Here is a 22,357-nt window from a genome sequence, read left to right as displayed (position 1 = left end):
GCGCTGCGGGCCTGGGGCGGCCGCGGGGCGGTCCGGCTCCTCGACGAGGACCCGGAGCGGCGGGCCCTGCTGCTCGAGCGCTGCTCGCCGGGATCCGCGCTGCTCGAGGAGGAGCCGGAGACGGTCCTCGCGGTGCTGACGGGACTGCTCCCCCGCCTCTGGGTCGCCCCGCCGCAGCGCGTGACGACGCTCGCCGCCGAGGCCGCCGGGTGGGCGGCCGGCCTCGAGGACGAGTGGGAGCGCAGCGGCCGGGCCCTGCCGCGCCCCGTGCTCGACGCTGCGCTGCAGGCGCTCGACGAGCTGCCCCGCAGCCAGGGGGCACCGGTGCTCCTCGACCAGGACCTGCACGCCGGCAACGTGCTCGCCGCCGAGCGCGAGCCGTGGCTCGTGATCGACCCGAAGCCCCTCGCCGGGGAGCGGGAGCTCGGGCCCGCACCGGTGCTGCGGGACGTGGCGCGGCGCGACCCGGCCGTGCTCGTGCCGGCCCTCGACCGGATGAGCGCGGAGCTCGGCCTCGACCGGGATCGTGTGCGGCGCTGGACGCTCGCGCAGAGCGTCGCGTGGGGCTTCGACGACGGGATGGTCCTGCCGCTGCATGCGCAGGTCGCGTGCATGCTTCACGAGGCATGAGCGCCGCGGATCGGGGCAGGGAGCGGCTCGGCGGCACCCGATCCGAGAGTCAGCTGCGTCGTCCGAGGAGCAGGCGGTTGATCACCCACCCCGCGATCGTCACCAGCACGATCGCGCCCGCCATCGACAGCAGCCCCAACGGCGTCGCGATGATGCCGAGGCTGACGATCAGCGTCGTCGCGCCGGCGGGCGGATGCTCCAGCTCCAGCAGCGCCAGGATGCCCGTCGTCAGCGCCACCGAGAGCGCGCCGGCGATCAGGTAGGGCACGGTGAGCCCGGCCGACGGCACCGGCGGGGCGCCCACCAGGCCGAACACGACCAGGCAGAGGTACCCGATGACGAGGGCGACGCCGTGCCCGACGAGCGTGTTCAAGGGCCGGGACGCACGCTGTCGGGGCGACTGGAAGAACAGCATCACGGTCGGCCCCAGGCTGGGGAACAACCAGGGTTGCTTCAACGCGAGCCCGACGGCGCCCGAGAGCGCGAGGACGGCGAGGCTCAGCAGCGCGGCGTAGAGCGCCGCAGTCGGCCGGCTCGAGGTCCGCGACTCCAGGGGACCGCCGGAGAGGCGGCCGAGCGGCGCTCCCCCGGCGCCGATCCCGCTCATCCTGCGACCACGAGCGCCTGCGGGGCGGACTGCTTCATCCGCGTCGTCAGCCAGGCGACCTGGGTGGTCGTCTCCGCCTCGCACTCGGTGACGATCCGCTGCAGCTCCTCGTCCCGGAGCGACGCCGCGGCCTGGCCGACGAGCGTCCAGGTCATGTCGACGAACGAGGCGAGCACGTGCACGTCCTGGAGGTCGCGCAGCAGCGCGAGCGGCCCCGTGCGGGGCTCCGGCAGCGCGACCGCGTGCAGCCGCTCCGGCTCGTCGTCGGGCTGCGAGCCGTAGCGGTCCACGAGCGGCCGCATCGCCTCGACGTGGGCGTCGCACTGCTTCGCGAGCACGGTGCAGATGGAGCGCACATCCGGCTCGTCGCCATGGCCGTCGGCCACGGTGCGGAAGGAGGCGGCCAGCTCCCCCTCGGCCCGGTGGAGCATGCCGAGGTAGACCGGCAGCTTCATCGCGCGTCCTTCTCGTCCGGGACGGACGGCGGCTCGGTGATCCACGGCCGCTCCTCGACCTCCGCCTCGGGGCCGCCGACGGTGGGCGGGACGCCCGCCGGGTCCGCCGGCCGCGACGCGGTCGTGGTCGGCGCGGGAGCCGGCCCCACGCCGTCCGCGACCTTCTCGATCCGCACGGCGGCGGCCTTGAGGATCGGCTGCTTCGACACCGGATCCCACTCGGTCTCGGTCAGCTCGTTCGCGGCGGTCGGCCGGTCGCCCGGCCCGGACCGCCCCTGGTCCCAGTAGCCGTAGTGGAAGGGGGCGAAGACCATGCCCTCGCGCACGTCGCCGACGCGGGCGGGCACGACGATCTCGCCCCGACGCGAGGCGACACGCACCAGGTCGCCCTCCTCGATGCCGAGGCGCTCGGCGTCCGGCACGGAGAGCTCCACCCAGGCGCTCGGCGCGGCCTTGTGCAGCTGGCGGGAGCGCGCCGTCTTGGTGCGGGTGTGGAAGTGGTAGACGGTCCGCCCGGTCGAGTAGAGGAACGGGTACTCGTCGTCCGGCGCCTCGCTCGCGGGCGAGTAGGCCGCGGTCTTGAGGATCGCGCGGCCGTCCGCCTGCAGCGCCCGGAACTTCAGCGGCCCGACGGTCGCGCCGGTGAGCAGGTCGTGGCCGAACGACTCCGCGCGGTCGAACTGCGTGGGGAAGTTCCCGTCGCCGTAGAGCCGGTCCGTGCCGTCCGGATGCTCCTCGTTGCACGGCCAGGGGATGCCGGTGCCGCCGCGGAGCTTCTCGTAGGAGAGGCCGGTGTAGTCGACGAGCCGGCCCCGGGTGCACTCCTGCCAGGCGCGGAAGGCGTCCTCCGGGCAGGTCCAGTCGAGCAGGGGCCGGCCGTCGTCGCGCCGGAAGTCCATCCGCCGGGAGTAGTCGAGGAAGATGTCGAGGTCGCTGCGCGCCTCCCCTGGCGGCTCGACCGCCTTGTCGGACAGGTGCACGGTGCGGTTCACGTTGGTGAACGTGCCCTGCTTCTCCCCCCATGCGGCCGCCGGCAGCACGACGTCGGCGTAGCGCGCGGTCTCGGTCAGGTACAGGTCCTCGACGACGAGGAAGAGGCTCTCCTGCTCGAGGATCCTCCGGATGCGCGGGACCTGCGGCATCGAGACCGCGGGGTTCGTGGCGATGACCCAGAGGAGCTCGATCGAGCCCTGCTCGCAGTAGCGGAAGATCTGCATCGCGTGAGTCGGGGGGGCCCAGTGCGGGATCTTGTCGGCGTGCACGCCCCAGAGGTCCGCGAGCTGCTGCACGTGGGCCGGGTTCTCCCAGTTGCGGAAGCCCGAGAGGTCCCCGTCGGCGCCGGCCTCCCGGTTGTTCTGCGCGGTCGGCTGCCCGTTCATCTGCAGGATGCCGTTGCCCGGCGTCCCGATCTTCCCGCGCAGCAGGTGGAGGTTGTTCACCTGGCAGCTCGACGCGGTGGCCTGCGACGACTGGTAGAAGCCCTGCAGCACGGTCGAGAGCACGCGGTCGCTCGTGCCGAAGATCCGCGCCGCGCGCCGCACGTCCTCCGCGTCGACGCCGCACGTCTCGGCGACCCGCTCAGGCGTCCAGGGCTGCACGATGTCGCCGAGCTCCCGGAAACCGATGGTGTGCTCGGCGATGTAGTCCTCGTCGATCCACCCCTGCGCGATCACCTCGCGGACGAGGCCGTGCATGAGCGCGAGGTTCGTGCCCGGACGGATCGCGAGGTGCACCTCGGCCTGCCGTGCGACCTCGGTCTCGCGCGGGTCGACGCAGACGAGTCGGGGCGGGTTCGGGCCGGCGAGCCGGTCGAGCACGCGCATCCACAGCACCGTCTGGGTCTCGGCCATGTTGTGGCCGTAGAGGAACATCGCGTCGCACTCGTCGATGTCGCTGTAGCTGCCCGGCTGACCGTCGGACCCGAAGCTCTCCTTCATCGAGGCGGCCGCCGTGGCTGTGCAGAGACGCGTGTTGCCGTCCATGTGCGGCGTCCCGATGCCGGCCTTGCCGACGATCGCCTGCGCGTAGTACTCCTCGAGGAACAGCTGGCCGCTCGTGTAGAAGCCGTGGGTGAGCGGCCCCTTCTCCGCGAGCAGCCGCTTGCTGCGCTCGACGATGACGTTCATCGCGGTGTCCCAGTCGGTCGGCACGAGCTCGCCACCGACCCGGATGAGCGGACGCGTGAGCCGGTCGCCGTTGCGCACGCCCTGCCAGCTCGCGAACAGACCCTTCGGTCCGAGCCGGCCGTGGTTCACGACATCGGTGGCGCGGCCGCGGACGCCCACCATCTCGCCGTCCTTGACGGCGATCTCCAGCCCGCAGCCGTTGCTGCAGAGCACGCAGGCGGAGGTGACCCAGCGGTCGACGTCCGCCTCCGCCACCCCGTCTGCGAGCTTCAGGTCGACCCGGACCGGCCACCGCTCCCCCCGGGCGAAGGCCGTGCGGGTGCCCCAGATGTCGGCGACGCGATCGACCATGCCATCCCTTTCCCCGATGCAACTGATCGGAGCGTCCCCGGGACGGCGGGGAGACCGCTGGGACGACGGCGGGAGTTCGCTGGGGCGGCGGACGCGTCAGCGCGCGGCAAGGGCCTCGCGCTCGGCGAGCGCCACGGAGGCGTCCATCACCCGCTGCATGTACCGCCTGAAGAGCGGCACCACGACGCCGGCGAGCAGCAGCCGTCTGCCGGGTCTCGGCTTGAACTCCCACGTCCAGCGCACGACGCATCCGTCGCCGTCGGGCGTGAAGGTCCACTCGCCCCGGATGCCCTCGACGAGCCGGCCGAACACATCCGTGAAGTCGCGCAGCTCGTAGGCGAAACCGGCGCCGGGCGTGTACTCGGTCATCGTCTCCTGGGCTGACCCGCCGTCCGAGAAGTGGGTGCGCCGGGAGCGGCCTGGAGCGTCCCAGCTGCCCGTCTGCCCTTGGACCGAGACGACCGCCGGGAACGGTCCCCAGCGGTGGAACACCGACGGCAGGTCGATGGGTGCGATCAGCGCCAGCGCCTTCGCCGGGGGCAGCGTCGAGCGGGCCTGCACCGTGGAGGGGACCCCGGACTCGGACTGGGAGAAGAGCGGCATGGTGCACGGTATTCGGAACCGGGCCGCCTGCGGACGGGATCCGAGGAATCCGTGCGTCATCGCATCGTCAGGTGCACGGGGCCGGGCGGCAAGGGGGGCAGCGCTTCTCCGCGAGCGAAGGCGCCCCAGACCGTGCGGAGGCCCGCACCGATCCCCTCGAGGTCCGCCGGATCCACGTCCCCGATCAGCCGGGCGCGGGCCCAGCCGGGCCCGGGGAAGAGCAGCGGCAGGTCGACGACGTGGCCCGCGCCGGCGGCGCCGCCCTCGGGCCGCCAGTCGAGCTCGTACTCGGTCACCCGGCCGCCGGCCGAGCGGAGCAGCGCGGCGAAGCCACGGCCGCCGCGCCGGTACACCGCGTCGGTCGTGAGCCGGACGATCAGGCGCCCGAGGGGTCCGCCGACGACCGGCAGGCCGAACAGGCGCGTGAGCCCTGGACTCAGCGAGCCGAAGAACCGCGTCTCCTCGCTCGTCCAGCCGACCAGCACGTCCACCCGGTCGGCGACCCGGCGCCAGGCGGCGTCCACCCGGTCCTCGGCAGGCAACGGCTCGGCCCCGTACTGCGGCCCGAACGGCATGCCGGAGCGCAGCCCGAAGCGCGCGGCCGCCGCGTAGGCGCGATCGTGCGCGGCGAAGAGCAGGTCCTCGGTGGCGGCGGGGTCGATCGCACCCACCGCGTCGAGCATCCGCGCGGTCATCCGGCTGCGGTTCCGCCGGATGCCGAACGGCGCGCTCTGCAGGATCGCGCGGGCGGCGAGCCCCTCGGCGCCGCCGGCGATGAGCAGGTGGGCCGCCGCATCCGCACCGGCGGACTGCCCCATCAGGGTGACGGCCGCGGGGTCGCCGCCGAAGTCGGCGATGTGCCGGTGCACCCAGCGCAGCGCCTCGATCAGGTCGAGCAGCCCGAGGTTCGGTGGCACGCGCTCCGCGTCGCCGAGGAACCCGAGCATGCCGAGCCGGTAGGTGACGGCGACGACGAGCACCCGCTGCTCCCGCACGAGCGCCGCCGGATCGAAGATCGGCAGGTCCCCGCCGCCGGCCACGTACGAGCCGCCGTGGATCCAGACCAGCACCGGCACCCGCTCATCGGGGGCGAGGTCGTCGGGTGCCGTCACGGACAGGCGCAGACAGTCCTCGTCGAAGCGGATGCCGCGGTAGGGCTCGCCGAGCATGCGGTCGCCCCGGGAGTCGGGCTGCGGGCACGCCGGGGCCGGATCGATCGCGGGCGTCGTCCCCGGCTCTGGCGACGCGGCGCGCGGACGCTCGAACCGCCCGGCGACGGCGTAGCGGATGCCCCGCACGCGCAGCACGCCCTGCTCTCGGAGCCCGGCGAACCGGCCGGCGCCGGTGTCGAGCACGACGGGTTCGGCAGCGGACTGGAGGGCCATCGTCCCGATCCTCCCAGCATCGGGACGGACCGCCGGACGGATCCCTCCCTCGAGTCGGGAATATGTTGCACTTCATGTAAAGTTGCACTCACTGCAACGCACGCCGCATGCCGGCGCGCCGCCTCCTCGCCGTTCCCCCCACGAAGGACGTCCCTTGTCAGCTGTCTCCACCGCCGCCCCGGAGCGGACCTCCGGCGCGGTCATGTCGCACCGGCAGATCCTGCTCGTGATCTACGGGCTCATGGCGGGCATGTTCCTGTCCGCCCTCGACCAGACCGTCGTCGGTACCGCGATCCGCACGATCGGCGACGACCTCCACGGCCTCAACCAGCAGGCGTGGGTGACCACGGCCTACCTGATCACCTCGACGATCGCCACGCCGATCTACGGCAAGCTGTCGGACCTCTTCGGCCGCCGTCCGCTGTACATCTTCGCGATCACGGTCTTCGTGCTCGGCAGCGTGCTCTCGTCGTTCTCCACCTCGATGCTCATGCTCGCCGCGTTCCGCGCGGTCCAGGGCATCGGCGCGGGTGGCCTCATGTCTCTGCCGCTCGCGATCATGGGCGACATGCTCGCGCCCAGGGAGCGCGCGAAGTACCAGGGCTACTTCCTCGCCGTCTTCGGCGTCTCGTCCGTGCTGGGGCCGCTGGTCGGCGGTCTCTTCGCGGGCGCCAGCCAGATCCTCTTCATCAGTGGATGGCGCTGGGTGTTCCTGATCAACGTGCCGATCGGCCTCATCGCCCTCGGGATGGTCTTCGCGTTCCTGCACCTTCCACGGTTCGGCGCCGCCCGCCGCGTGCGCATCGACTGGTGGGGCGCGACCGCTGTCGTCATGACCCTGGTGCCGCTGCTGCTCGTCGCCGAGCAGGGCCGCGAGTGGGGCTGGGCCTCGGTCGGCTCCATCGCCTGCTACGTGACCGGCGCGGTCGGTCTCGTCGCCTTCCTGGTGATCGAGACGCTCATGAAGGACGACGCGATCATCCCGCTGAAGCTCTTCCGCTCACGGGTCTTCTCGACCGCGACGGTGCTCGGCGTACTCGTCGGCTTCGGGATGTTCGGCGCGATGCTCACCATCCCGCTGTACATGCAGATCGTGGAGGGACTCACCCCGACCGAGTCCGGCTTCGCGACGCTGCCGATGATCCTCGGCCTCATGATCTCGTCGATCACCTCCGGCCAGATCGTCTCGCGGACGGGCCGCTACCGGATCTTCCCGGTCACCGGCACGGCGTTCACCGCGCTCGGCTTCCTGTGGCTGACGACGATGACGGTCGACAAGCCCCTCTGGTACATGATGATCGGGATGTTCCTGATCGGCCTGGGGCTCGGTCAGCTGATGCAGACCCTGACCCTCGCCAGCCAGAACTCGGTCGACGTCCGGGACATGGGCGTCGCCACCAGCGCGTCGACGTTCTTCCGCCAGATCGGCGGCACGCTCGGGACCGCGATCCTGCTCTCCGTGCTGTTCTCGACGATGCCGGCGAACATCCTCAGCGCGACCGCGGACACGGCGAACCTGACCTCGGCGCTCGACGCCGCGCTCACGCCGTCCGTGGCGACCGCGCCGGCGAACAAACCGATCATGGACCAGCTCTGGAACAAGATCGCCGACCCGATCAGGACCAACGTGCAGAAGGGCCTCGACACGGCCACGACGCAGGTGACGTCGGGGGTCAGGAGCGCCGTGACCAAGCAGGTCACGGCGGCTGTGGACGCCCAGGTGCAGGCCGGCGCCATCCCCGCCTCGGCTGCCCAGGGCGTGATCGACCAGCAGGTCTCCGCCGCACTGCCCGGCGCGACCGACAAGGCCCTGGCCACCACCGCGACCAAGGCGCACGCCTCGGTCGTGAACGGGAAGCTGACCGTCGACTGGTCGAACGCCTCCGAACGTCACTACTACGTGGACAAGGTCGTGCCGGCGCTCGTGAAGCAGATGAACAAGGCCGGCTCGACCACGTCGAAGGCGTCGACCAGCACGACGAGCGACACCTCGTTCCTGAACGGCGCCGACAAGCGGCTGTCGAGGCCCTTCCTCGTCGGCTTCAACACCTCGGCCGTGCAGATCTACTGGGTCGGCCTGATCGTGCTGCTGATCGCGTTCGTGATCGCCCTGTTCTTCAAGGTGCCGCCGCTGCGTCAGCGCTCGGCCCTGCAGGAGCAGGCGGACAACGCGGACGCGGAGGACACGCTCGGCGTGGCGGCCGGCAGCGCCGCCGCCGAGGCGGGCGCACTCGAGGCCCCCACCGGATCGGTCCCGGTCGGCTCCCGATCCTGACCCCCTGCGGCCGTGGACCCCTCATCGGGTCCACGGCCGCAGCCCCAATCCCTCATCTCGAAAGGCCCGCCGTGCGCGATGCTGCGAGACTCGTCGACGAGCTCCCATGGCGCGAGCAGAAGAAGCGCCTGACCCGGACGGCACTCCATCTTCAGGCCCGCCGACTCGTGCTCGAGTCCGGCCTCGGCGCCGTGACCGTTGAGGCGATCTGCTCCGGTGCCGGCGTCTCGCCCCGCACCTTCTTCAACTACTTCCCGTCGAAGTCGGCCGCCGCGCTCGGCGTGCCCGAGTTCTCGATCGGCGCGGAGCAGCGCTCCCGATTCCTCGCGAGCTCGACCGGCTCCGTCGTACGCGACCTGTGCGGGCTCGTGGCGGACGGCCTCGCCGGCTCCGGCGGCCTCTCCGACCGGGACTCGATGCACGAGCTGCTGCAGCGCCGGCCCGAGCTGAAGCCCGAGCTGTTCCACTGGCTGGGCAGCATCCGCCGCGAGTTCACCGACCTCACCGAGCAGCGGCTCCCCAAGGAGGACGCCCGCCGCGCCGTGACGCTGGTGATGGCCTCCCTCATCGAGAACCTCGAGGAGGACCAGCCCGGGATGCGTCCGCTCGCGGACCGGCTCTGGGAGGGCGTCATCGCCATCTGCTCCGTCGCCACGGCGTCGGCGGTCGAGCCGGCCCGGCTGCAGTCCGTCTGACCCTCAGGCCTGCGGCGCGCCCGGTGCCGCCGGCGCCTTCTGCCACGGCCAGCGGCCCGTGATCTCGAGCTCGAGCGAGAAGCTGAGGAACGTGCGGATGAGCACGATGCCACCGAGCACCGCGACGCTCATCAGGGTCGGCGTGATGGCGACCGTGCGGATGATGTCGGCCGCGACGAGCAGCTCGAGCCCGAGCAGGATCGAGCGGCCGAGGAACCGCCGGTACGGCCCGTAGACCGGGGTCTCCCGGCGCACCAGCCGGACCACGGCCATGACGCTCGCGAGCACGACGCCCGCCTCGACGACGATGACCCCCGACGCGTCGATCACGCGGCCCGCGAGGTCGATCCACTCCGTGTAGGTCATGTCGTGATGCTAGGGAGCACGCACCTGGAGCGCACCAGCAGCCTGGTCAGCGGTGGCGCAGCGGGGCTGCGGTAGAACGGGTCGACCGACCCGAGGAGTGCCATGCCGTCGTCGTTCCGAACCGTCACCGTGCTGGGGGCCGGCGTGCTCGGCGCGCAGATCGCCTTCCAGACCGCGAACCACGGGTTCCCGGTCACCGTCTACGACGTCGACGACGCGGCGCTGACCATCGCGAGGGGACGGTTCGACGCCATCGTCGGGCAGTACACCCGCGAGGTGGGGGACCCAGAGGGCGCCGCGCGACGGGCGGTCGACGGCATCCGCTTCGTCAGCGACATCGCCGAGGCGGTGCGGGATACGGATCTCGTGATCGAAGCGGTGCCGGAGAACCTCGAGCTGAAGCGCTCGGTCTACGCCTCGATCGCCTCCGCGGCGCCCGAGACGACGGTGTTCGCGACGAACTCGTCGACGCTGCTGCCGAGCGCCATCGCGGATGCCACCGGCCGCCCCGATCGCTTCCTGGCCCTGCATTTCGCGAACCACATCTGGGCCCAGAACACCGCCGAGGTGATGGGGACGCCGCGCACCGACCCGGAGGTCGTCGAGCGGGTCGTCGCCTTCGCCGAGGAGATCGGGATGGTGCCGATCCGGCTGAAGAAGGAGCAGCCCGGCTACGTGCTGAACTCGCTGCTCGTGCCGTTCCTGAACGCGGCCGCCGACCTGCTCGTCCGCGATGTCGCGGATCCGGAGACGATCGACGCCACCTGGCGGATCGCGACGGGCGCGCCGCTCGGGCCGTTCCAGATCTACGACGTGATCGGCCTGCGCACCCCGTACGCGATCGCCAGCGCGAGCGCCGCGGCGGGCGACACGCGGGCCGGAGCCTTCGCCGAGTACCTGAAGCGCGAGTACCTGGACCAGGGGAAGCTCGGGCGCGAGTCGGGCGAGGGCTTCTACCGGTACCGCTGAGGCCGGTTCAGGCCCGGGGCTCGCGGCCGGAGAGGCCGAGCAGTCGATCCTGCTCCGAGGCGTCCGCCGGCACCGGCACCTCGGGAGCGAAGACGCCGATGCGCCGCCAGCCCTCGATGTGGGGCTCGAGCTGCGCCCGCACACCCCGCACGAGCTCGATCGGGATCGTCGGATCCACGCCGATCATGACCGCGAACTCGTAGGCGCGGAACATCCGGAACTGGGTGATCTGCCAGAAGTACTCCTGCACCGTGAAGTCGCCGAAGGAGAGGTGCGCGGTGCGCTGCAGGTCGTCGGGCGCGAGCGACTCCGCGGCGGCGACGGCCGCCTCGACGATCCGCGCGAAGTCGGCCTTCGGGTCGTCGCCGAGCAGGTCGGCGGCCTTCCACCGGTCGGGCCCGACCTCCGCCATCGTGCTGCCGGCGAGGATGTCGGGCACCCAGACGTCGTCGTAGGCGTGGTACGCGACGAGGTCGCGCAGCGTGAGGGTCGAGCGGTCCGTCGTGGAGGCGAGCCGTATCCACTCGGGGATCGGCAGCGACCACTGGTCGTCGCGGATCTGCTGGACGACCTCGTTCAGCCGTCGGTCCGCGAGCACGAAGAGGGTGGGTTCCTGCATCCCGCCATCCTCGTGAGCACCGCCGACACCCTCAAAGCCGACCGAACAGGGTCAGGCCGTGCGCGGCGGGCAGAGCAGCCGGGTCGCGTGGTACTGGTCGGCGTTGCGCGCCACCGTGTGCTCGCGCAGCGGACCGCCGCACACCGGGCAGCTGGGGTCGACCGGCGGCCGGTACGGCTCCTCGGCATGCCCGGCGCCGAGCTGAGCCGGCCCCATCCAGGGGAACAGCCCTTTGTCGAGCCGTCGAGCGAAGGCGAACAGTCGGGAAGCCATGCTTCGTAGTCTAATCGTTCGCGTACGATCCTTTGTGCACGAACCAGTACACTGGCCGATCGTGACCGAGGATCCGCTGGCGCTCGATCGGCAGGTGTGCTTCGCCCTGGCCGCGACGAGCCGCAGCGTGATCGGGCTCTACCGACCGGTGCTGGAGCCGCTCGGGCTCACGCACCCGCAGTACCTCGTGATGCTGTCGCTGTGGGAGCGCAGCCCCCGCACCGCGCGCGACATCGCCGCGGCGCTGTTCCTGGAACCACCGACCCTCACCCCGCTGCTCAAGCGCCTGGAGGCCGCGGGCCTCGTCAGCCGGGCACGCAACCCCGAGGACGAGCGGGAGCTGCGCGTCGAGCTCACCGACGCCGGCCGGGCGCTCCGCGCTCGCGCCGAGCAGGTCCCGGGCCGGATCGTGGAGCGGCTCGGTGTGCCGATCGAGACGCTCGAGCAGGTGCGCGACAGCCTCACGCACCTCCTCCGCGCGACCGTCGTGGCGCAGGCGGCGCCCACCGCCGACTCGCCCGCCGCCTGACGGGGCGCCCACCTCCGGCACGGGGGTCACCGCGGCGGCGACCGTTCGGCGCCGCGACTGCGGCAGGGTGGGCGCATGGCGAGCATCGCGATGAGACTGATCGGCCGTTACCTGCGGATGACCGCGCGGCCGACCATGGCGACCGTCGCGCGGGCGCAGGCGGCGATCGCGGCCCCGAAGCGGAACGCGCCCCCGCCGCGGGCGCTGCGTCGCCGGCACGACGTGGAGACGACCGAGGTGGGCGGGTTCCCCTGCTTCACCGTGCGGCCAGGGGGCCGCTCCACGGGTCGGGCCGCCCTCTACCTGCCCGGCGGGTCCTACATCCACCCGATGGCGCCGCAGCAGTGGACGTTCGTCGAGCGGCTCGCGGCGGCGGGCGTGCAGGTGGTCGTGGCCCGGTACGGCCTCGCCCCGCAGCACACCTACCGGGGAGCGTACCCGTTCGTGACGGAGGCCTACCGGCGGCTCGTCGCCCGGGTCGGCGCCGAGGCCACGACGATCCTCGGCGACTCGGCCGGCGGCGGCCTCGCGCTCGGCCTCGCCCAGACGCTCGAGGAGGCCGGCCTGCCGCAGCCCCGGCTGCTGATGCTGCTGGCGCCGTGGGTCGACCTGACCCTGGAGGACCCCGCGATCCCCCCGGTCGAGGCCGACGACCCGTGGCTCACCCGGATCGGCCTCATCGAGGCGGGGCGCGCCTGGGCCGACGGCGACGATCCCCGACAGCCGCGGCTGAGCCCGGTCAACGGATCCGTCGACGCAGTGGCGCCCGTCCACGCCTACGTGGGCACCCGCGACGTCCTCTCGCCGGACGTGCTCCGGCTGCAGCGGCGGTTCGCGGCCGCCGGCCTCGGCCCCGACCGCTTCCGCCTCACGGTCGCGCAGGGAGCGCTGCACAACTACCCGCTGCTCCCCACGCCCGAGGGCCGCGTGGCCGAGCGGGCCATCCTCCGCGAGATCGCGGGCTAGGCCCCCCCGCCTGCCACACCCTCGGCTGTTGCCACTTTCTGCGATCTTGCGGCACTCAAGCCCGCAGAAAGTGGCAACAGCCGGTCGTCGGACCCTCCGCGAGATCGCGGGCTGAGCGTCAGCGCGCGGCGGTCGTCACGGCCACCACGTCCGCGGTAGCAGTCGGCCGGGCCGAGAAGGCCAACGCGGCGTCGGAGATCGGGCCCCGGCGGAGCAGCCGCACATCGTCCGCGTAGCTCGACGAGGTGACCCAGGGCACGGCCGGGCCCTGCTTCGGCAGCCGGTCGAGCGCGCGCTGCACGTAGCCGGCGCCGAAGTCGAGCAGCGGCCGCGTCGGCATGCCCTCATCCGGCAGCCGCGGCACCGCGACCGCGTATCCGTGCCGCTGCATATGGTCGAGAAGCCGCGTGAAGTACTCGCAGACGAGGCCGACCTTGAGCGTCCAGGACGCGTTCGTGTACCCGATCGCGAAGGCGAAGTTCGGCACGCCCGACAGCATCAGCCCCTTGTAGGCGACGGTGTCGGAGAGCCGCACGTCCGCGCCGTCGACCACCATCGGGAATCCGCCGAACGGCTGCACGTCGAGCCCGGTGGCGGTGACGATCACGTCCGCCTCGATCGTGCGGCCGTCCTCGAGCTCGACCCCGCCCGGGGTGACGGTTCCGATGCGGCCCGTGACCACCTCCGCTCCGCCGTCCCGGATCGCCCGGAAGAGGTCCCCGTCGGGGACGAAGCAGAGCCGCTGGTCCCACGGGTCGTACGGGGGGTTGAAGTGCTCGTCGACCGGGTACCCCTCCGGCAGCTGCCGCACGGTCTGCTTCCGGATGAAGCGCCGCACCATCGCGGGGCGCCGTTTCGCGAGCACCCAGAGCGTGCGCTGGATCGCGATGCTGCGCCGTCGGAGCAGGGCGTGCGCGCGCCGGTCCCCGATCAGGCGGCGGAGGCGCACGGCGAACCGGTCCTCGGATGCGAGCGACATCACGTACGTCGGGGTGCGCTGCAGCATGGTGACGGCGGCACCCTCACGCGCGAGCGCCGGCACGATCGTCACGGCGGTGGCGCCGCTGCCGATCACCACCACCCGCTTCCCGCGCGCAGCCAGCTCCTCGGGCCAGTGCTGCGGATGCACCACAGGACCCGCGAACGTGTCGAGGCCCGCGATCTCGGGGGTGTAGCCCCGGTCGTAGCGGTAGTAGCCACCGGCCGCGAAGAGCCAGTCGCAGGTGATCGTGCTCCGCTCGGCCGTGCCCGTGTGCTCCACCTCGATCGTCCAGCGGGCCTCCGCACCGCTCCAGGAGGCCTGCACGACCCGTCGCTGGAACCGCAGGTACCGCTCGAGGTCGTACTCCGCGACGGTCTCGTGCAGGTAGGCGAGGATCCGGTCGGCGTCGGCGATCACCTTGACGTCGGTCCACGGCTTGAACTCGTAGCCGAAGGTCGTGAGGTCCGAGTCGGAGCGGATGCCGGGGTAGCGGAACAGGTCCCAGGTGCCGCCGAGCGCCGCTCGTGCTTCGAGGACCGCGAACCGCGTGCCGGGCCGCCGCGTCGCCAGCGCGTGCGCGGCCCCGATCCCGGAGATGCCGGCGCCCACGATCAGGACGTCGAGATGCTCGACCTCGTCCACCATGCGGATCCCCTCGTCGGCCGTGCCCGTCAATGGTGCACGTGTTCGGCCGTGTGCGCGGCCCGAGGCGCTCAGGCGAGGAGGGCGGCCAGGTCCACGACGGTGTCGGCGGTCTGCTCGCCGGCCTGCAGCATCCGGTTCGCCAGCACGGTGGCGATCGCGCACACGACGACGGCGAGGCCGATCCCGACCGGCCACGAGATGGACAGCGTCAGCGCGACGGCGGCGAACGCCGCACCGGCGCGCATCGCGATCTGCGCCCTCGTCGTCCGCCGGTCTCCCCGGTCCCACCATGCGTTCGTCACTGCGACGTCCCTTCGATTCCCCGCGTTCAGCATCGGGGACGGGACGCCGGATCGGGGGACCGACGAGGCCCCCAGAGTGCGGGGTATGCCGACCGGGGAATGGGTCGCGTCAGCCGGATCGGCTCGCCTTCAGCCGTCGCCATCCGCCCGCCCGGTTGTCCGCCACGATCGCGCGCAGCAGCTCGAGGAGCGGGCCGGCCGGCACCGGATCGCCCTCATGGAACGCGATCGTGCGGGCCGTGGTGTTGCCGTGGCCGCCGGTGATGATGCCGTGCGGATCCGGCACGATGCCGCCGTCGTAGAGGAACAGGTTCACGTGGTCCTTGGCGGCCAGCAGCGCGCAGACGGTGCCGTCGAGCACGAAGTAGGGCTGCACGCGGCGCTGGATCGTCTCCTCGATCGCCGGGTCCGCCTCGTGGATCAGGTCGCGCAGCCGCCCGCAGAGCGCGCGCTGCCAGTCGGGCAGCCCGTTCACGTAGGCGTCGACGCCGGGATGCCGTTCGGAGTCGCTCACGGGCTCATCCAAGGGCGCGCGACCTCGTCCGTCCAGGTGCCCGGGCGCTCAGGTCCCGGTCCCGCCGCACGGCTACCGTGTGCCGGATGGACGCGACGTATCAGGTGATCGAGGTCGACCGGGTGTCCGGCGAGCTCGCGGCGGTGCTCGGCGCGCTCGTGCGGCAGCTCTCCACGTCGAGCCCCGAGCCCACGCAGGAGGACCTGCAGGCGATCGCGTCGTCGCCGGCGACGCGCCTGCTCGTCGCGCAGGACGCCGAGGGGCGCCCCGTGGGGATGCTCACGCTCGCCGTGTTCGCCATCCCGACCGGCGTGCGCGCCTGGATCGAGGACGTGGTGGTGGACGAGCAGGTCCGTGGCGGCGGCGTGGGCCGCATGCTCGTGCAACGCGGCATCGACGTCGCGTTCGAGTTCGGCGCGCGCACCGTCGACCTGACGTCCCGGCCGAGCCGCGAGGCCGCCAACCGGCTCTACCAGCGGATGGGCTTCGCGCTGCGGACGACCAACGTCTACCGGTTCACCGCACCGGCCGACTAGCCCTCATCCGCGTCCCGCGGTACGGGTGGAGTCACGCACGCCCTACACACGCGCCTTCATGAGGTGGGTTGCCACTTCTGGCCCTCAAGGGTGCGCCTCAAGGGCCAGAAGTGGCAACTCACGATCTGCGTCCTGGCGCGCAAGAGGTGAGTTGCCACTTCTCGCCCTCGAGGGACTGCCTTCAGGGCCAGAAGTGGCAACTCGTGACATGGGACGCCTGAGGGATGAAGGCCTCGGGCGGCGCCGGGCGCTCAGCCCTGGAACTGGTCGTCGTCGCCCGTGTCGCCGCCCGTGTTCGACGCGGGTCCCGACCCGTCGGGGAGGGTCTCGGCCTGCTGCTCGTCGTCGGTCTGATCGCTGCTGCGCGGGTCGCTCATCCCGGCATCGTGCTCGGGCCACCTGGGGGTGGGCGGACGGTTCCCTGAGTCAGCGGCCGACGCCGAGCTCGTCGAAGCGGTCGTCCCGCCACTCGTCGGGCAGGGTCACCCCGTCCCGCGCGGCGGCCGCCTCCCGGTCCCGCAGCTCGACACGGCGGATCTTGCCGGAGATGGTCTTCGGCAGCTCGAAGAACTCCAGCCGCCGCACGCGCTGGAACGGCGGCAGCTGCTCCCGCGCGTGCCGCAGCACGGCGAGCGCCGTGTCGGCATCCGCCGCCCATCCGTTCGCGAGCGACACGTAGGCCTTCACGACGTTCAGCCGCGTCTCGTCCGGCGCCGGCACGACGGCGGCCTCGGCGACGGCGGGATGCTCGATCAGTACGCTCTCGACCTCGAACGGCGACACCTTGTAGTCGGACGACTTGAAGATGTCGTCCGTGCGGCCGACGAAGGTGATCGTTCCGTCGGCGTCCCGGCTCGCCACGTCGCCGGTGCGGTAGTAGCGCTCCGCGGTGGCAGCGCCCGTGCCGGGCACGCCGAGGTAGCCGGCCATCAGGTTCGGGGCGGCCTGCGAGAGGTCGATGCAGATCTCGCCGTCGCCGCCCTGCTCGCCGGTCAGCGGGTCCACCAGCACGATCGCGACCCCGGGCAGCGCGACGCCCATCGATCCGCTCCTCACGGGGCTCCCCGGGGTGTTCGCCACCGTCGCGGTTGTCTCGGTCTGCCCGTAGCCGTCGCGGATGGTCAGGCCCCACGCCGCCTGCACCTGCGCGATGACCTCGGGGTTCAGCGGCTCCCCCGCCGACACCGCCTCGCGGAGCGCGTGCGGCCGCTCGCCGAGCCTCGACTGGATCAGCATCCGCCAGACGGTCGGCGGCGCGCAGAACGTCGTGACACCTGCACGGTCGAGCTGCTCGCGGAGGGCGACCGGATCGAACCGCGCGGCGTTGTAGACGAACACCGTCGCCTCGGCGATCCACGGCGCGAAGAAGCAGCTCCAGGCGTGCTTCGCCCACCCGGGCGAGCTGATGGCGAGGTGCACGTCGCCGGGCTGCAGCCCCAGCCAGTACATCGTGGTGAGATGCCCGACCGGGTAGGAGGTGCGGGTGTGCACGACCATCTTCGGGCGGCTCGTGGTCCCCGAGGTGAAGTACACGAGGCACGGATCGGGAGAGCGGATCGCCACGGTCGGCGGCAGCCCGTCGAAGCCCTCGGCCTCGGCGTAGTCGGCCCAGCCCCCGACCGGGCCGCCGACCACGATGCGGGAGAAGCCGCTCAGCGCCTCGAACTTCGGCGCATCGGCGGCGTTCGCGATCACGTGCTTCACCAGCCCGCGCCCGATGCGATCGGCGAGGTCGTGCGGGGCGAGCACGGTCGTCGTCGGGAGGATCACGGCGCCGATCTTCATCACCGCGAGCATCGACTCCCACAGCTCGACCTGGTTGCCGAGCATGAGCATCACGTGGTCGCCGGGCGCGACGCCTCGGCTCGCGAGCCACGCGCCGACCCGGTCGGAGCGCTGCCGCATCCGCTCGAAGGACACGCGCTGCTCGCCGCCGTGCTCGTCGACGATCCAGAGCGCGGTCCGCTCGTTGTCCCGGGCGATGACGTCGAACCAGTCGGTGGCCCACTCGAAGGCCTCGCCGACATCCGGCCAGACGAACTCGGCGGTCGCCCGCGGGTGGTCCTCGCGGTGGCGGATGAGGAGGTCCCGGGCAGCACGGAACGCGTCGGTGGATCCCATGCCCGCCATCATGCCTCCGCCTGCGGAGTGGGTCACCGTGCTGACGCGAGGCTCACTCGGGTCGGGCGCGCGGGCGAGAAACGAGACGACCCTTGACGACCTACTTGCTTTTTGCAAGTATCAGGCATCCGATCCGGGGACCAGCCGATGGAGGCCACCATGTCCATGATGTTCGTCAACCTGCCCGTCACCGACCTGGACCGCGCCAAAGCGTTCTACGAGGCGGTCGGCTTCCGCATCAACCCGATGTTCACCGACCACAACGCGGCCTGCGTCGTGGTCGAGGAGGACCACAACTACTTCATGATCCAGGTCCGCGAGTACTTCCAGAGCATGACCGAGCTGCCCATCGGCGACCCGAAGAGCAGCCCCACCTCCGCGACCGCGATCTTCGTCGACAGCCGGGAGGCCGTCGACCGGGCGGTGGCCGCGGGCGTCGCCGCCGGTGGTGCCGAGGTCGGGGAGCCCTCGGACTACGGCTTCATGTACCAGCGGGGCCTCACCGACCCCGACGGCAACGTCGTCGACTTCGGCTGGATGGACCCGGTCGCCGCGGCCCAGGGCCCGGCGGCCTACATGGCTCAGCAGGCCTGAGCCCATGGCGGCCCGCGACTACGGGCAGTACTCCGGGATCACGCAGGCCCTCGAGCTCGTGGGCGAGCGCTGGGCGCTGCTCATCATCCGTGACCTGCTCGTCGGCCCGCGCCGCTACTCGGAGCTCTCGGCGGGCCTCCCCCGCATCCCGAGCAACATCCTGGCGGCCCGGCTGAAGGAGCTCCAGGCGGCGGGCATCCTCCGTCGGGCGCCGCGGTCGCGGGTCGTCGTCTACGAGCTGACGCCATACGGCCGCGAGCTCGAGCCGGTCGTGCTCGCGCTCGGAGCGTGGGGCTTCAAGGCGATGGGGGACCCGCGGGAGGAGCAGATCATCACGCCCGACTCGATGACGATGGACCTCCGCAGCGCCTTCCGCGCCGACGTCGCCGCGGCACTGCCGGCGACCGCCTACGGCGCCCACGTCGGCGCCGCCGAGCTGCTCATCCGCGTCGACGGGCCCGCGCTCGACGTGCAGCGGGGCGACGGGCCGGCCGACCTCGTGTTCGCGACCGGGCCGGACATCCGCCGCCTCATCTCGGGCGAGCTCGCGCCGGCACGCGCCGTCGAGAGCGGCGTGGTCGAGGTGCGGCACGGCCGGGTGGACCTGCTCGACCGCTTCGCGACCACGTTCCACCTCGCCGCATGAGCGGCCGCGGGCGGATGGAGTCGTCGCCCAGATCGTCCGACACAGAAGAAGGACATCGTGCTTGAACCGGTGGCTGACGGCGTGCGCGTCCATGTCAGCGAGTTCTGCAGCAGCAACGCCGTGGTCGTGGACGGCCGAGGCGGCGTGCTCCTGATCGACGCGGGGATCCTCGACGAGGAGCTGGCCTGCCTCGCCCGGGACCTCGAGGACTCGGGGCGGACCGTCGCCGCCGGCTTCTCCACCCATCCGCACTGGGACCACCTGCTCTGGCACGCGCGCCTGGGTGACGTCCCCCGTTACGGCACCGCCCACGCCGCCGAACTCGTCCGGACCCGGCTGTCGGGACCCGGATGGGAGGCACGGGTCGCGAGCATGATCCCGGCCGGCATCGTCCACCGGGTGCCGATGGCCCTCCTCGGTGACATCACGGCGCTGCCGGGCGACGGGACGCGGATCCCCTGGAACGGTACCGAGGTCCGCGTGCTCGAGCACCGCGCCCACGCCACCGGCCACGCCGCGCTCCTGGTCGCCGACCGAGGCGTGCTCGTCGCCGGCGACATGCTCTCGGACGCGCTCGTCCCGATGCTCGACGGCATGGGCGCCGACCCGATCGGCGACTACCTGGGTGCCCTCGACCTCCTCGAGGCGGTCGCCGGGGACGTCGACGTGGTCATCCCGGGCCACGGCTCGGTCGGCGGCCGCGGCTGCGCCCAGAAACGGATCGCTCTGGACCGCGCCTACGTGGAGGCGCTCCGGGACGGCCGCGAGCCGGACGATCCGCGGATCGGTGCCTCGGCCGTCTACGACTGGGTGCCGGACCTGCACGCCGGACAGGTGGAGCGCCTCGCGCAGAGGTGACCGGGCGCGCCTCATCAGCCGGGTGGGAGCACGAACTCCTCCGCGAGCCGCGTCGTCGCGGCCATGAAGCGGACGGTCTCGCGCACCGCCACGGGGTCCGCGGGCTGGAGGACGGAGATCTCCGTGTCCTGCCGCTCCCGCCAGCACCACTCGATGAGCGGATGCCACTCGGCGTCGAGGTGCTGCAGGGCCCACCGCACGCCGTCCCGCTTCGAGGTGACCCGGCCCTCGTGGAGGTCCTGCAGGGCACGGCAGTTGTTCAGCACGAAGAAGACCTGGTGGAACCGGTTGTCGAACGGCGAGCCCGGACCGAACGCGTCGCGCCATCCGAGCATCGAGCTCCTGATCTCCCGGCGGAGCTCGTCCGCAGTCACCTCCGGGGCGAACGTCGCCGGATCCGGCCCGAGGACCGGCCTGCTGCGGTAGCGGAGGGTCCACCGCGTCACCAGCGAGTTGTCGTGATCGGAGCGCTCGACGTCGGAGCCGCCGTTGGGGAAGTACCAGAGCAGCCGGCGGGGATCGTCGTCGTGGCCCTCCGGACCGTAGGGCGACGACTTCTCTGCCAGCGTCGGCAGCGGGAACACGGAGTACTCGAGGTGCCGCACCCACCGGGTGTTCCTCGCGAGCAGCGTCCGGTGCGCGGCCTGGATCCGTTCGACACGCTCGGCGCTGGGCTCGGCGCGGAGGACGACCAGCAGGTCGACGTCACTGGTGAGGTCGAAGTCGCCGACCGCGAGCGATCCGGTCGGGTAGAGGCCGACGAGCTCGTCGCCGAGGAGTTCGCGGAGGGTGTGGGCGTAATCGATCAGCACCGCGTCGAGGGCGCGGAAGGGGGTCAGCGTCCCGCGGAGGTCGCCGAGCGCCGCATCTCCCGCCACGGATGGACCGTATCCGCCGTCGCCGAGCGCTACCCGCGGGAGGGGCGGGCGCCGATCATCCGGTCGATGTGGGCGGTGAGCCGTCGAATGTTCTCCGTCAACTCGCGATGCTCGGACGGATCCGTCGTGGTCTCCAGCTCGCGCTCCATCGTCTCGAGGGCGAGGGTGAGCACGTGGAGGTCCCACATCGGCCGCTCCCCCGGCTCGACGTCCGTCACGATGCCGATTCTGCCGCGGCCGCCCGACCATCGAGCGAGTAGGCCCGTTCGGCCGTCCGCCGCAACGCGTGTGCTGTCCGCACGGACAACTGAGGCTGCTGCAGCGGCAGCAGTTGCCCGTGCGGACAGCAGTCGCGGGAGAGCCGGGTCAAGCGCCCTCACCGGCGAACCGGATGCCGATGCCGTCGTGCGGCACGGGAAGGATGCAGCCCTCCCGGACCTCCACCGGGGACCGGGTGGCGAGCACGCCCAGCGCTGCGAGCTCCGCGCCGTCGACGACCTCGACCGGTGAGGGGTTCCGCAGCGCCGGCGCGACCTGCGCGCTCAGCTCGGGGAGCAGGTGCAGCGCGAGATCGACGCCGGCGTCGGCGCACGCCGCGTCGATGGCCGCGAGCGGCGTGATGCCGCCGATCCGGACGACGTTCGGCTGCAGCGTGCGCACGGCGCCCGAGCGGGCGAACTCCTCGAAGCGGTAGCGCGTGTACAGGTTCTCCCCGCACGCGATCGGGATCGACGTCCGTGCGGCGAGCGCCTCGTACGCGGCCAGATCGTCGGCCCGCAACGGCTCCTCGATCCACCCGGGAGCGAACGGCGCGAGCGCGTCGAGCGCCGTCACCGCCTGCTCGAGGTCCCAGCGTTGGTTCGCGTCGATCATCAGCGGCCGGTCGCCGACGACGTCGCGCACCGCGGCGACGCGAGCGAGGTCGCGAGCGAGATCGGACGAGCCGACCTTGATCTTCACCGCCGGGAAGCCGCGCGCCACCCACGAACGCGCCTGCTCGACCAGCTCGTCGAGCGGATGGTGCAGGTTCACCCCGCTGCCGTAGACGTCGGAGGCGGCGTCGGCCGACGCGCCGAGCAGCGACTGCACGGGCGTGCCGGCACGCACCCCGGCGAGGTCCCAGAGCGCGAGGTCGAGCCCCGCCATGGCCATGGTGGTCACCCCGCCGCCGCCGGCTTCATGCAGATGACGCCACAGCGGCTCCCAGAGCGCGACGGGGTCGACGGCCTCCCCGAGCACGCGGTCGCGGATGTCGTGCCGGAGCATCGCCGCGACCGAGGCGGCCCCGATCGTCGGCGTCCACGAGAACCCGACGCCCTCCGCGCCGTCGCTGTCGATCACCGTCGTCTCGAGGAACGTGAGCGTGGGCACGTTAGGACCCCACGGCCGCGGCAGCGGCACCGTCACAGGCCGGACCTGCAGCTCGGCGATC

General features: G+C 72.3%; 26 protein-coding genes. 10 read left to right on the top strand and 16 right to left on the bottom strand.

Annotated features, from left to right (window positions below; translation table 11 throughout):
* A partial coding sequence (locus VIG76_RS15080) for an aminoglycoside phosphotransferase family protein (protein ID WP_331955648.1) occupies nucleotides 1-630 on the top strand: 630 nt, incomplete at its 5' end.
* 49 nt (nucleotides 631-679) lie between these two features.
* On the opposite strand, the gene VIG76_RS15075 is transcribed toward VIG76_RS15080, so the two are convergent.
* The 5 genes from VIG76_RS15075 to VIG76_RS15055 form a co-directional block, all read right to left on the bottom strand.
* Nucleotides 680-1,237 (bottom strand): HPP family protein, encoded by a 558-nt coding sequence (locus VIG76_RS15075; protein ID WP_331955646.1) that lies wholly within the window; start codon nucleotides 1,235-1,237, stop codon nucleotides 680-682.
* Nucleotides 1,234-1,692 (bottom strand): ferritin family protein, encoded by a 459-nt coding sequence (locus VIG76_RS15070; RefSeq protein WP_331955644.1) that lies wholly within the window; start codon nucleotides 1,690-1,692, stop codon nucleotides 1,234-1,236. Before VIG76_RS15070 ends, VIG76_RS15075 begins: the two co-directional genes overlap by 4 nt.
* Nucleotides 1,689-4,169: a molybdopterin oxidoreductase family protein gene (locus tag VIG76_RS15065; protein ID WP_331955642.1), complete on the bottom strand. Its 2,481-nt coding sequence runs from the start codon at nucleotides 4,167-4,169 to the stop codon at nucleotides 1,689-1,691. The genes VIG76_RS15070 and VIG76_RS15065 overlap by 4 nt, the downstream gene beginning before the upstream one ends.
* 96 nt (nucleotides 4,170-4,265) lie before the next feature.
* The gene (locus tag VIG76_RS15060) at nucleotides 4,266-4,772 is read right to left on the bottom strand and encodes an SRPBCC family protein (protein ID WP_331955640.1); all 507 of its coding nucleotides are present in this window, start codon (nucleotides 4,770-4,772) and stop codon (nucleotides 4,266-4,268) included.
* Nucleotides 4,773-4,828: 56 nt separating this feature from the next.
* The gene (locus VIG76_RS15055) at nucleotides 4,829-6,157 is read right to left on the bottom strand and encodes a carboxylesterase family protein (RefSeq protein WP_331955638.1); all 1,329 of its coding nucleotides are present in this window, start codon (nucleotides 6,155-6,157) and stop codon (nucleotides 4,829-4,831) included.
* Between the two features lie 202 nt (nucleotides 6,158-6,359).
* On the opposite strand from VIG76_RS15055, the gene VIG76_RS15050 reads away from it, so the two are divergent.
* Nucleotides 6,360-8,432 carry an MDR family MFS transporter gene (locus tag VIG76_RS15050; protein WP_414640661.1) on the top strand — a complete coding sequence of 691 codons (2,073 nt, stop codon included), beginning with the start codon at nucleotides 6,360-6,362 and terminating at the stop codon, nucleotides 8,430-8,432.
* 71 nt (nucleotides 8,433-8,503) lie between these two features.
* A complete protein-coding gene (locus VIG76_RS15045; protein ID WP_331955634.1) occupies nucleotides 8,504-9,127 on the top strand; it encodes a TetR/AcrR family transcriptional regulator in 624 nt (207 codons plus the stop codon).
* Between the two features lie 3 nt (nucleotides 9,128-9,130).
* On the opposite strand, the gene VIG76_RS15040 is transcribed toward VIG76_RS15045, so the two are convergent.
* Nucleotides 9,131-9,493 carry a DUF1622 domain-containing protein gene (locus VIG76_RS15040; protein WP_331955632.1) on the bottom strand — a complete coding sequence of 121 codons (363 nt, stop codon included), beginning with the start codon at nucleotides 9,491-9,493 and terminating at the stop codon, nucleotides 9,131-9,133.
* Between the two features lie 102 nt (nucleotides 9,494-9,595).
* Here VIG76_RS15040 and VIG76_RS15035 point away from each other — a divergent pair, with 102 nt between their 5' ends.
* The gene (locus VIG76_RS15035; RefSeq protein WP_331955630.1) at nucleotides 9,596-10,462 is read left to right on the top strand and encodes a 3-hydroxyacyl-CoA dehydrogenase; all 867 of its coding nucleotides are present in this window, start codon (nucleotides 9,596-9,598) and stop codon (nucleotides 10,460-10,462) included.
* Nucleotides 10,463-10,469: 7 nt separating this feature from the next.
* Here VIG76_RS15035 and VIG76_RS15030 read toward each other — a convergent pair whose 3' ends face one another.
* Nucleotides 10,470-11,081, bottom strand: coding sequence for a DinB family protein (locus tag VIG76_RS15030; RefSeq protein ID WP_331955628.1), 612 nt, complete (start codon nucleotides 11,079-11,081; stop codon nucleotides 10,470-10,472).
* Nucleotides 11,082-11,132: 51 nt separating this feature from the next.
* The gene (locus tag VIG76_RS15025; protein WP_331955624.1) at nucleotides 11,133-11,354 is read right to left on the bottom strand and encodes a hypothetical protein; all 222 of its coding nucleotides are present in this window, start codon (nucleotides 11,352-11,354) and stop codon (nucleotides 11,133-11,135) included.
* A gap of 61 nt (nucleotides 11,355-11,415) precedes the next feature.
* Between VIG76_RS15025 and VIG76_RS15020 the strand changes: the two genes are divergently transcribed.
* On the top strand, nucleotides 11,416-11,883 hold the full coding sequence (locus VIG76_RS15020; RefSeq protein WP_331955622.1) for a MarR family winged helix-turn-helix transcriptional regulator: 468 nt from the start codon (nucleotides 11,416-11,418) through the stop codon (nucleotides 11,881-11,883).
* Between the two features lie 90 nt (nucleotides 11,884-11,973).
* Nucleotides 11,974-12,849, top strand: a complete 876-nt coding sequence (locus VIG76_RS15015; protein ID WP_331955620.1) for an alpha/beta hydrolase — start codon at nucleotides 11,974-11,976, stop codon at nucleotides 12,847-12,849.
* 118 nt (nucleotides 12,850-12,967) lie between these two features.
* Here VIG76_RS15015 and VIG76_RS15010 read toward each other — a convergent pair whose 3' ends face one another.
* The 3 genes from VIG76_RS15010 to VIG76_RS15000 form a co-directional block, all read right to left on the bottom strand.
* Nucleotides 12,968-14,476: a flavin-containing monooxygenase gene (locus VIG76_RS15010; protein ID WP_331955618.1), complete on the bottom strand. Its 1,509-nt coding sequence runs from the start codon at nucleotides 14,474-14,476 to the stop codon at nucleotides 12,968-12,970.
* Nucleotides 14,477-14,544: 68 nt separating this feature from the next.
* Nucleotides 14,545-14,778, bottom strand: coding sequence for a hypothetical protein (locus VIG76_RS15005; protein WP_331955616.1), 234 nt, complete (start codon nucleotides 14,776-14,778; stop codon nucleotides 14,545-14,547).
* A gap of 109 nt (nucleotides 14,779-14,887) precedes the next feature.
* Nucleotides 14,888-15,292, bottom strand: a complete 405-nt coding sequence (locus tag VIG76_RS15000; protein ID WP_331955614.1) for a DUF1801 domain-containing protein — start codon at nucleotides 15,290-15,292, stop codon at nucleotides 14,888-14,890.
* An 86-nt stretch (nucleotides 15,293-15,378) separates the two neighbouring features.
* Between VIG76_RS15000 and VIG76_RS14995 the strand changes: the two genes are divergently transcribed.
* On the top strand, nucleotides 15,379-15,828 hold the full coding sequence (locus VIG76_RS14995; protein ID WP_331955611.1) for a GNAT family N-acetyltransferase: 450 nt from the start codon (nucleotides 15,379-15,381) through the stop codon (nucleotides 15,826-15,828).
* A 251-nt stretch (nucleotides 15,829-16,079) separates the two neighbouring features.
* Here VIG76_RS14995 and VIG76_RS14990 read toward each other — a convergent pair whose 3' ends face one another.
* Nucleotides 16,080-16,205, bottom strand: coding sequence for a hypothetical protein (locus VIG76_RS14990; protein ID WP_331955609.1), 126 nt, complete (start codon nucleotides 16,203-16,205; stop codon nucleotides 16,080-16,082).
* Between the two features lie 49 nt (nucleotides 16,206-16,254).
* Nucleotides 16,255-17,949, bottom strand: coding sequence for an AMP-binding protein (locus VIG76_RS14985; protein ID WP_331955607.1), 1,695 nt, complete (start codon nucleotides 17,947-17,949; stop codon nucleotides 16,255-16,257).
* Between the two features lie 159 nt (nucleotides 17,950-18,108).
* On the opposite strand from VIG76_RS14985, the gene VIG76_RS14980 reads away from it, so the two are divergent.
* Genes VIG76_RS14980 through VIG76_RS14970 form a run of 3 tightly spaced genes read left to right on the top strand, consistent with a single transcriptional unit; the run spans nucleotide 18,109 to nucleotide 20,047 of the window.
* Nucleotides 18,109-18,543 carry a VOC family protein gene (locus VIG76_RS14980; RefSeq protein ID WP_331955605.1) on the top strand — a complete coding sequence of 145 codons (435 nt, stop codon included), beginning with the start codon at nucleotides 18,109-18,111 and terminating at the stop codon, nucleotides 18,541-18,543.
* Nucleotides 18,544-18,547: 4 nt separating this feature from the next.
* Nucleotides 18,548-19,189, top strand: coding sequence for a winged helix-turn-helix transcriptional regulator (locus VIG76_RS14975; protein ID WP_331955603.1), 642 nt, complete (start codon nucleotides 18,548-18,550; stop codon nucleotides 19,187-19,189).
* Nucleotides 19,190-19,246: 57 nt separating this feature from the next.
* Nucleotides 19,247-20,047 (top strand): MBL fold metallo-hydrolase, encoded by an 801-nt coding sequence (locus VIG76_RS14970; RefSeq protein WP_331955601.1) that lies wholly within the window; start codon nucleotides 19,247-19,249, stop codon nucleotides 20,045-20,047.
* Between the two features lie 14 nt (nucleotides 20,048-20,061).
* On the opposite strand, the gene VIG76_RS14965 is transcribed toward VIG76_RS14970, so the two are convergent.
* The 3 genes from VIG76_RS14965 to VIG76_RS14955 all read right to left on the bottom strand — a co-directional run.
* A complete protein-coding gene (locus VIG76_RS14965) occupies nucleotides 20,062-20,925 on the bottom strand; it encodes an aminoglycoside adenylyltransferase domain-containing protein (RefSeq protein ID WP_331955599.1) in 864 nt (287 codons plus the stop codon).
* A gap of 29 nt (nucleotides 20,926-20,954) precedes the next feature.
* A complete protein-coding gene (locus VIG76_RS14960) occupies nucleotides 20,955-21,143 on the bottom strand; it encodes a hypothetical protein (protein WP_331955597.1) in 189 nt (62 codons plus the stop codon).
* 148 nt (nucleotides 21,144-21,291) lie between these two features.
* The coding region (locus VIG76_RS14955; protein WP_331955595.1) for a mandelate racemase/muconate lactonizing enzyme family protein at nucleotides 21,292-22,357 on the bottom strand (1,066 nt) is incomplete at its 5' end.

The sequence above is a fragment of the Amnibacterium sp. genome, from assembly GCF_036559085.1.
In the GTDB taxonomy this organism is placed as follows: Bacteria; Actinomycetota; Actinomycetes; order Actinomycetales; family Microbacteriaceae; genus Amnibacterium.
The sequence above is the reverse complement of the archived record's forward strand: the minus strand, read 5'-3'. Positions and strand labels throughout refer to the sequence as shown.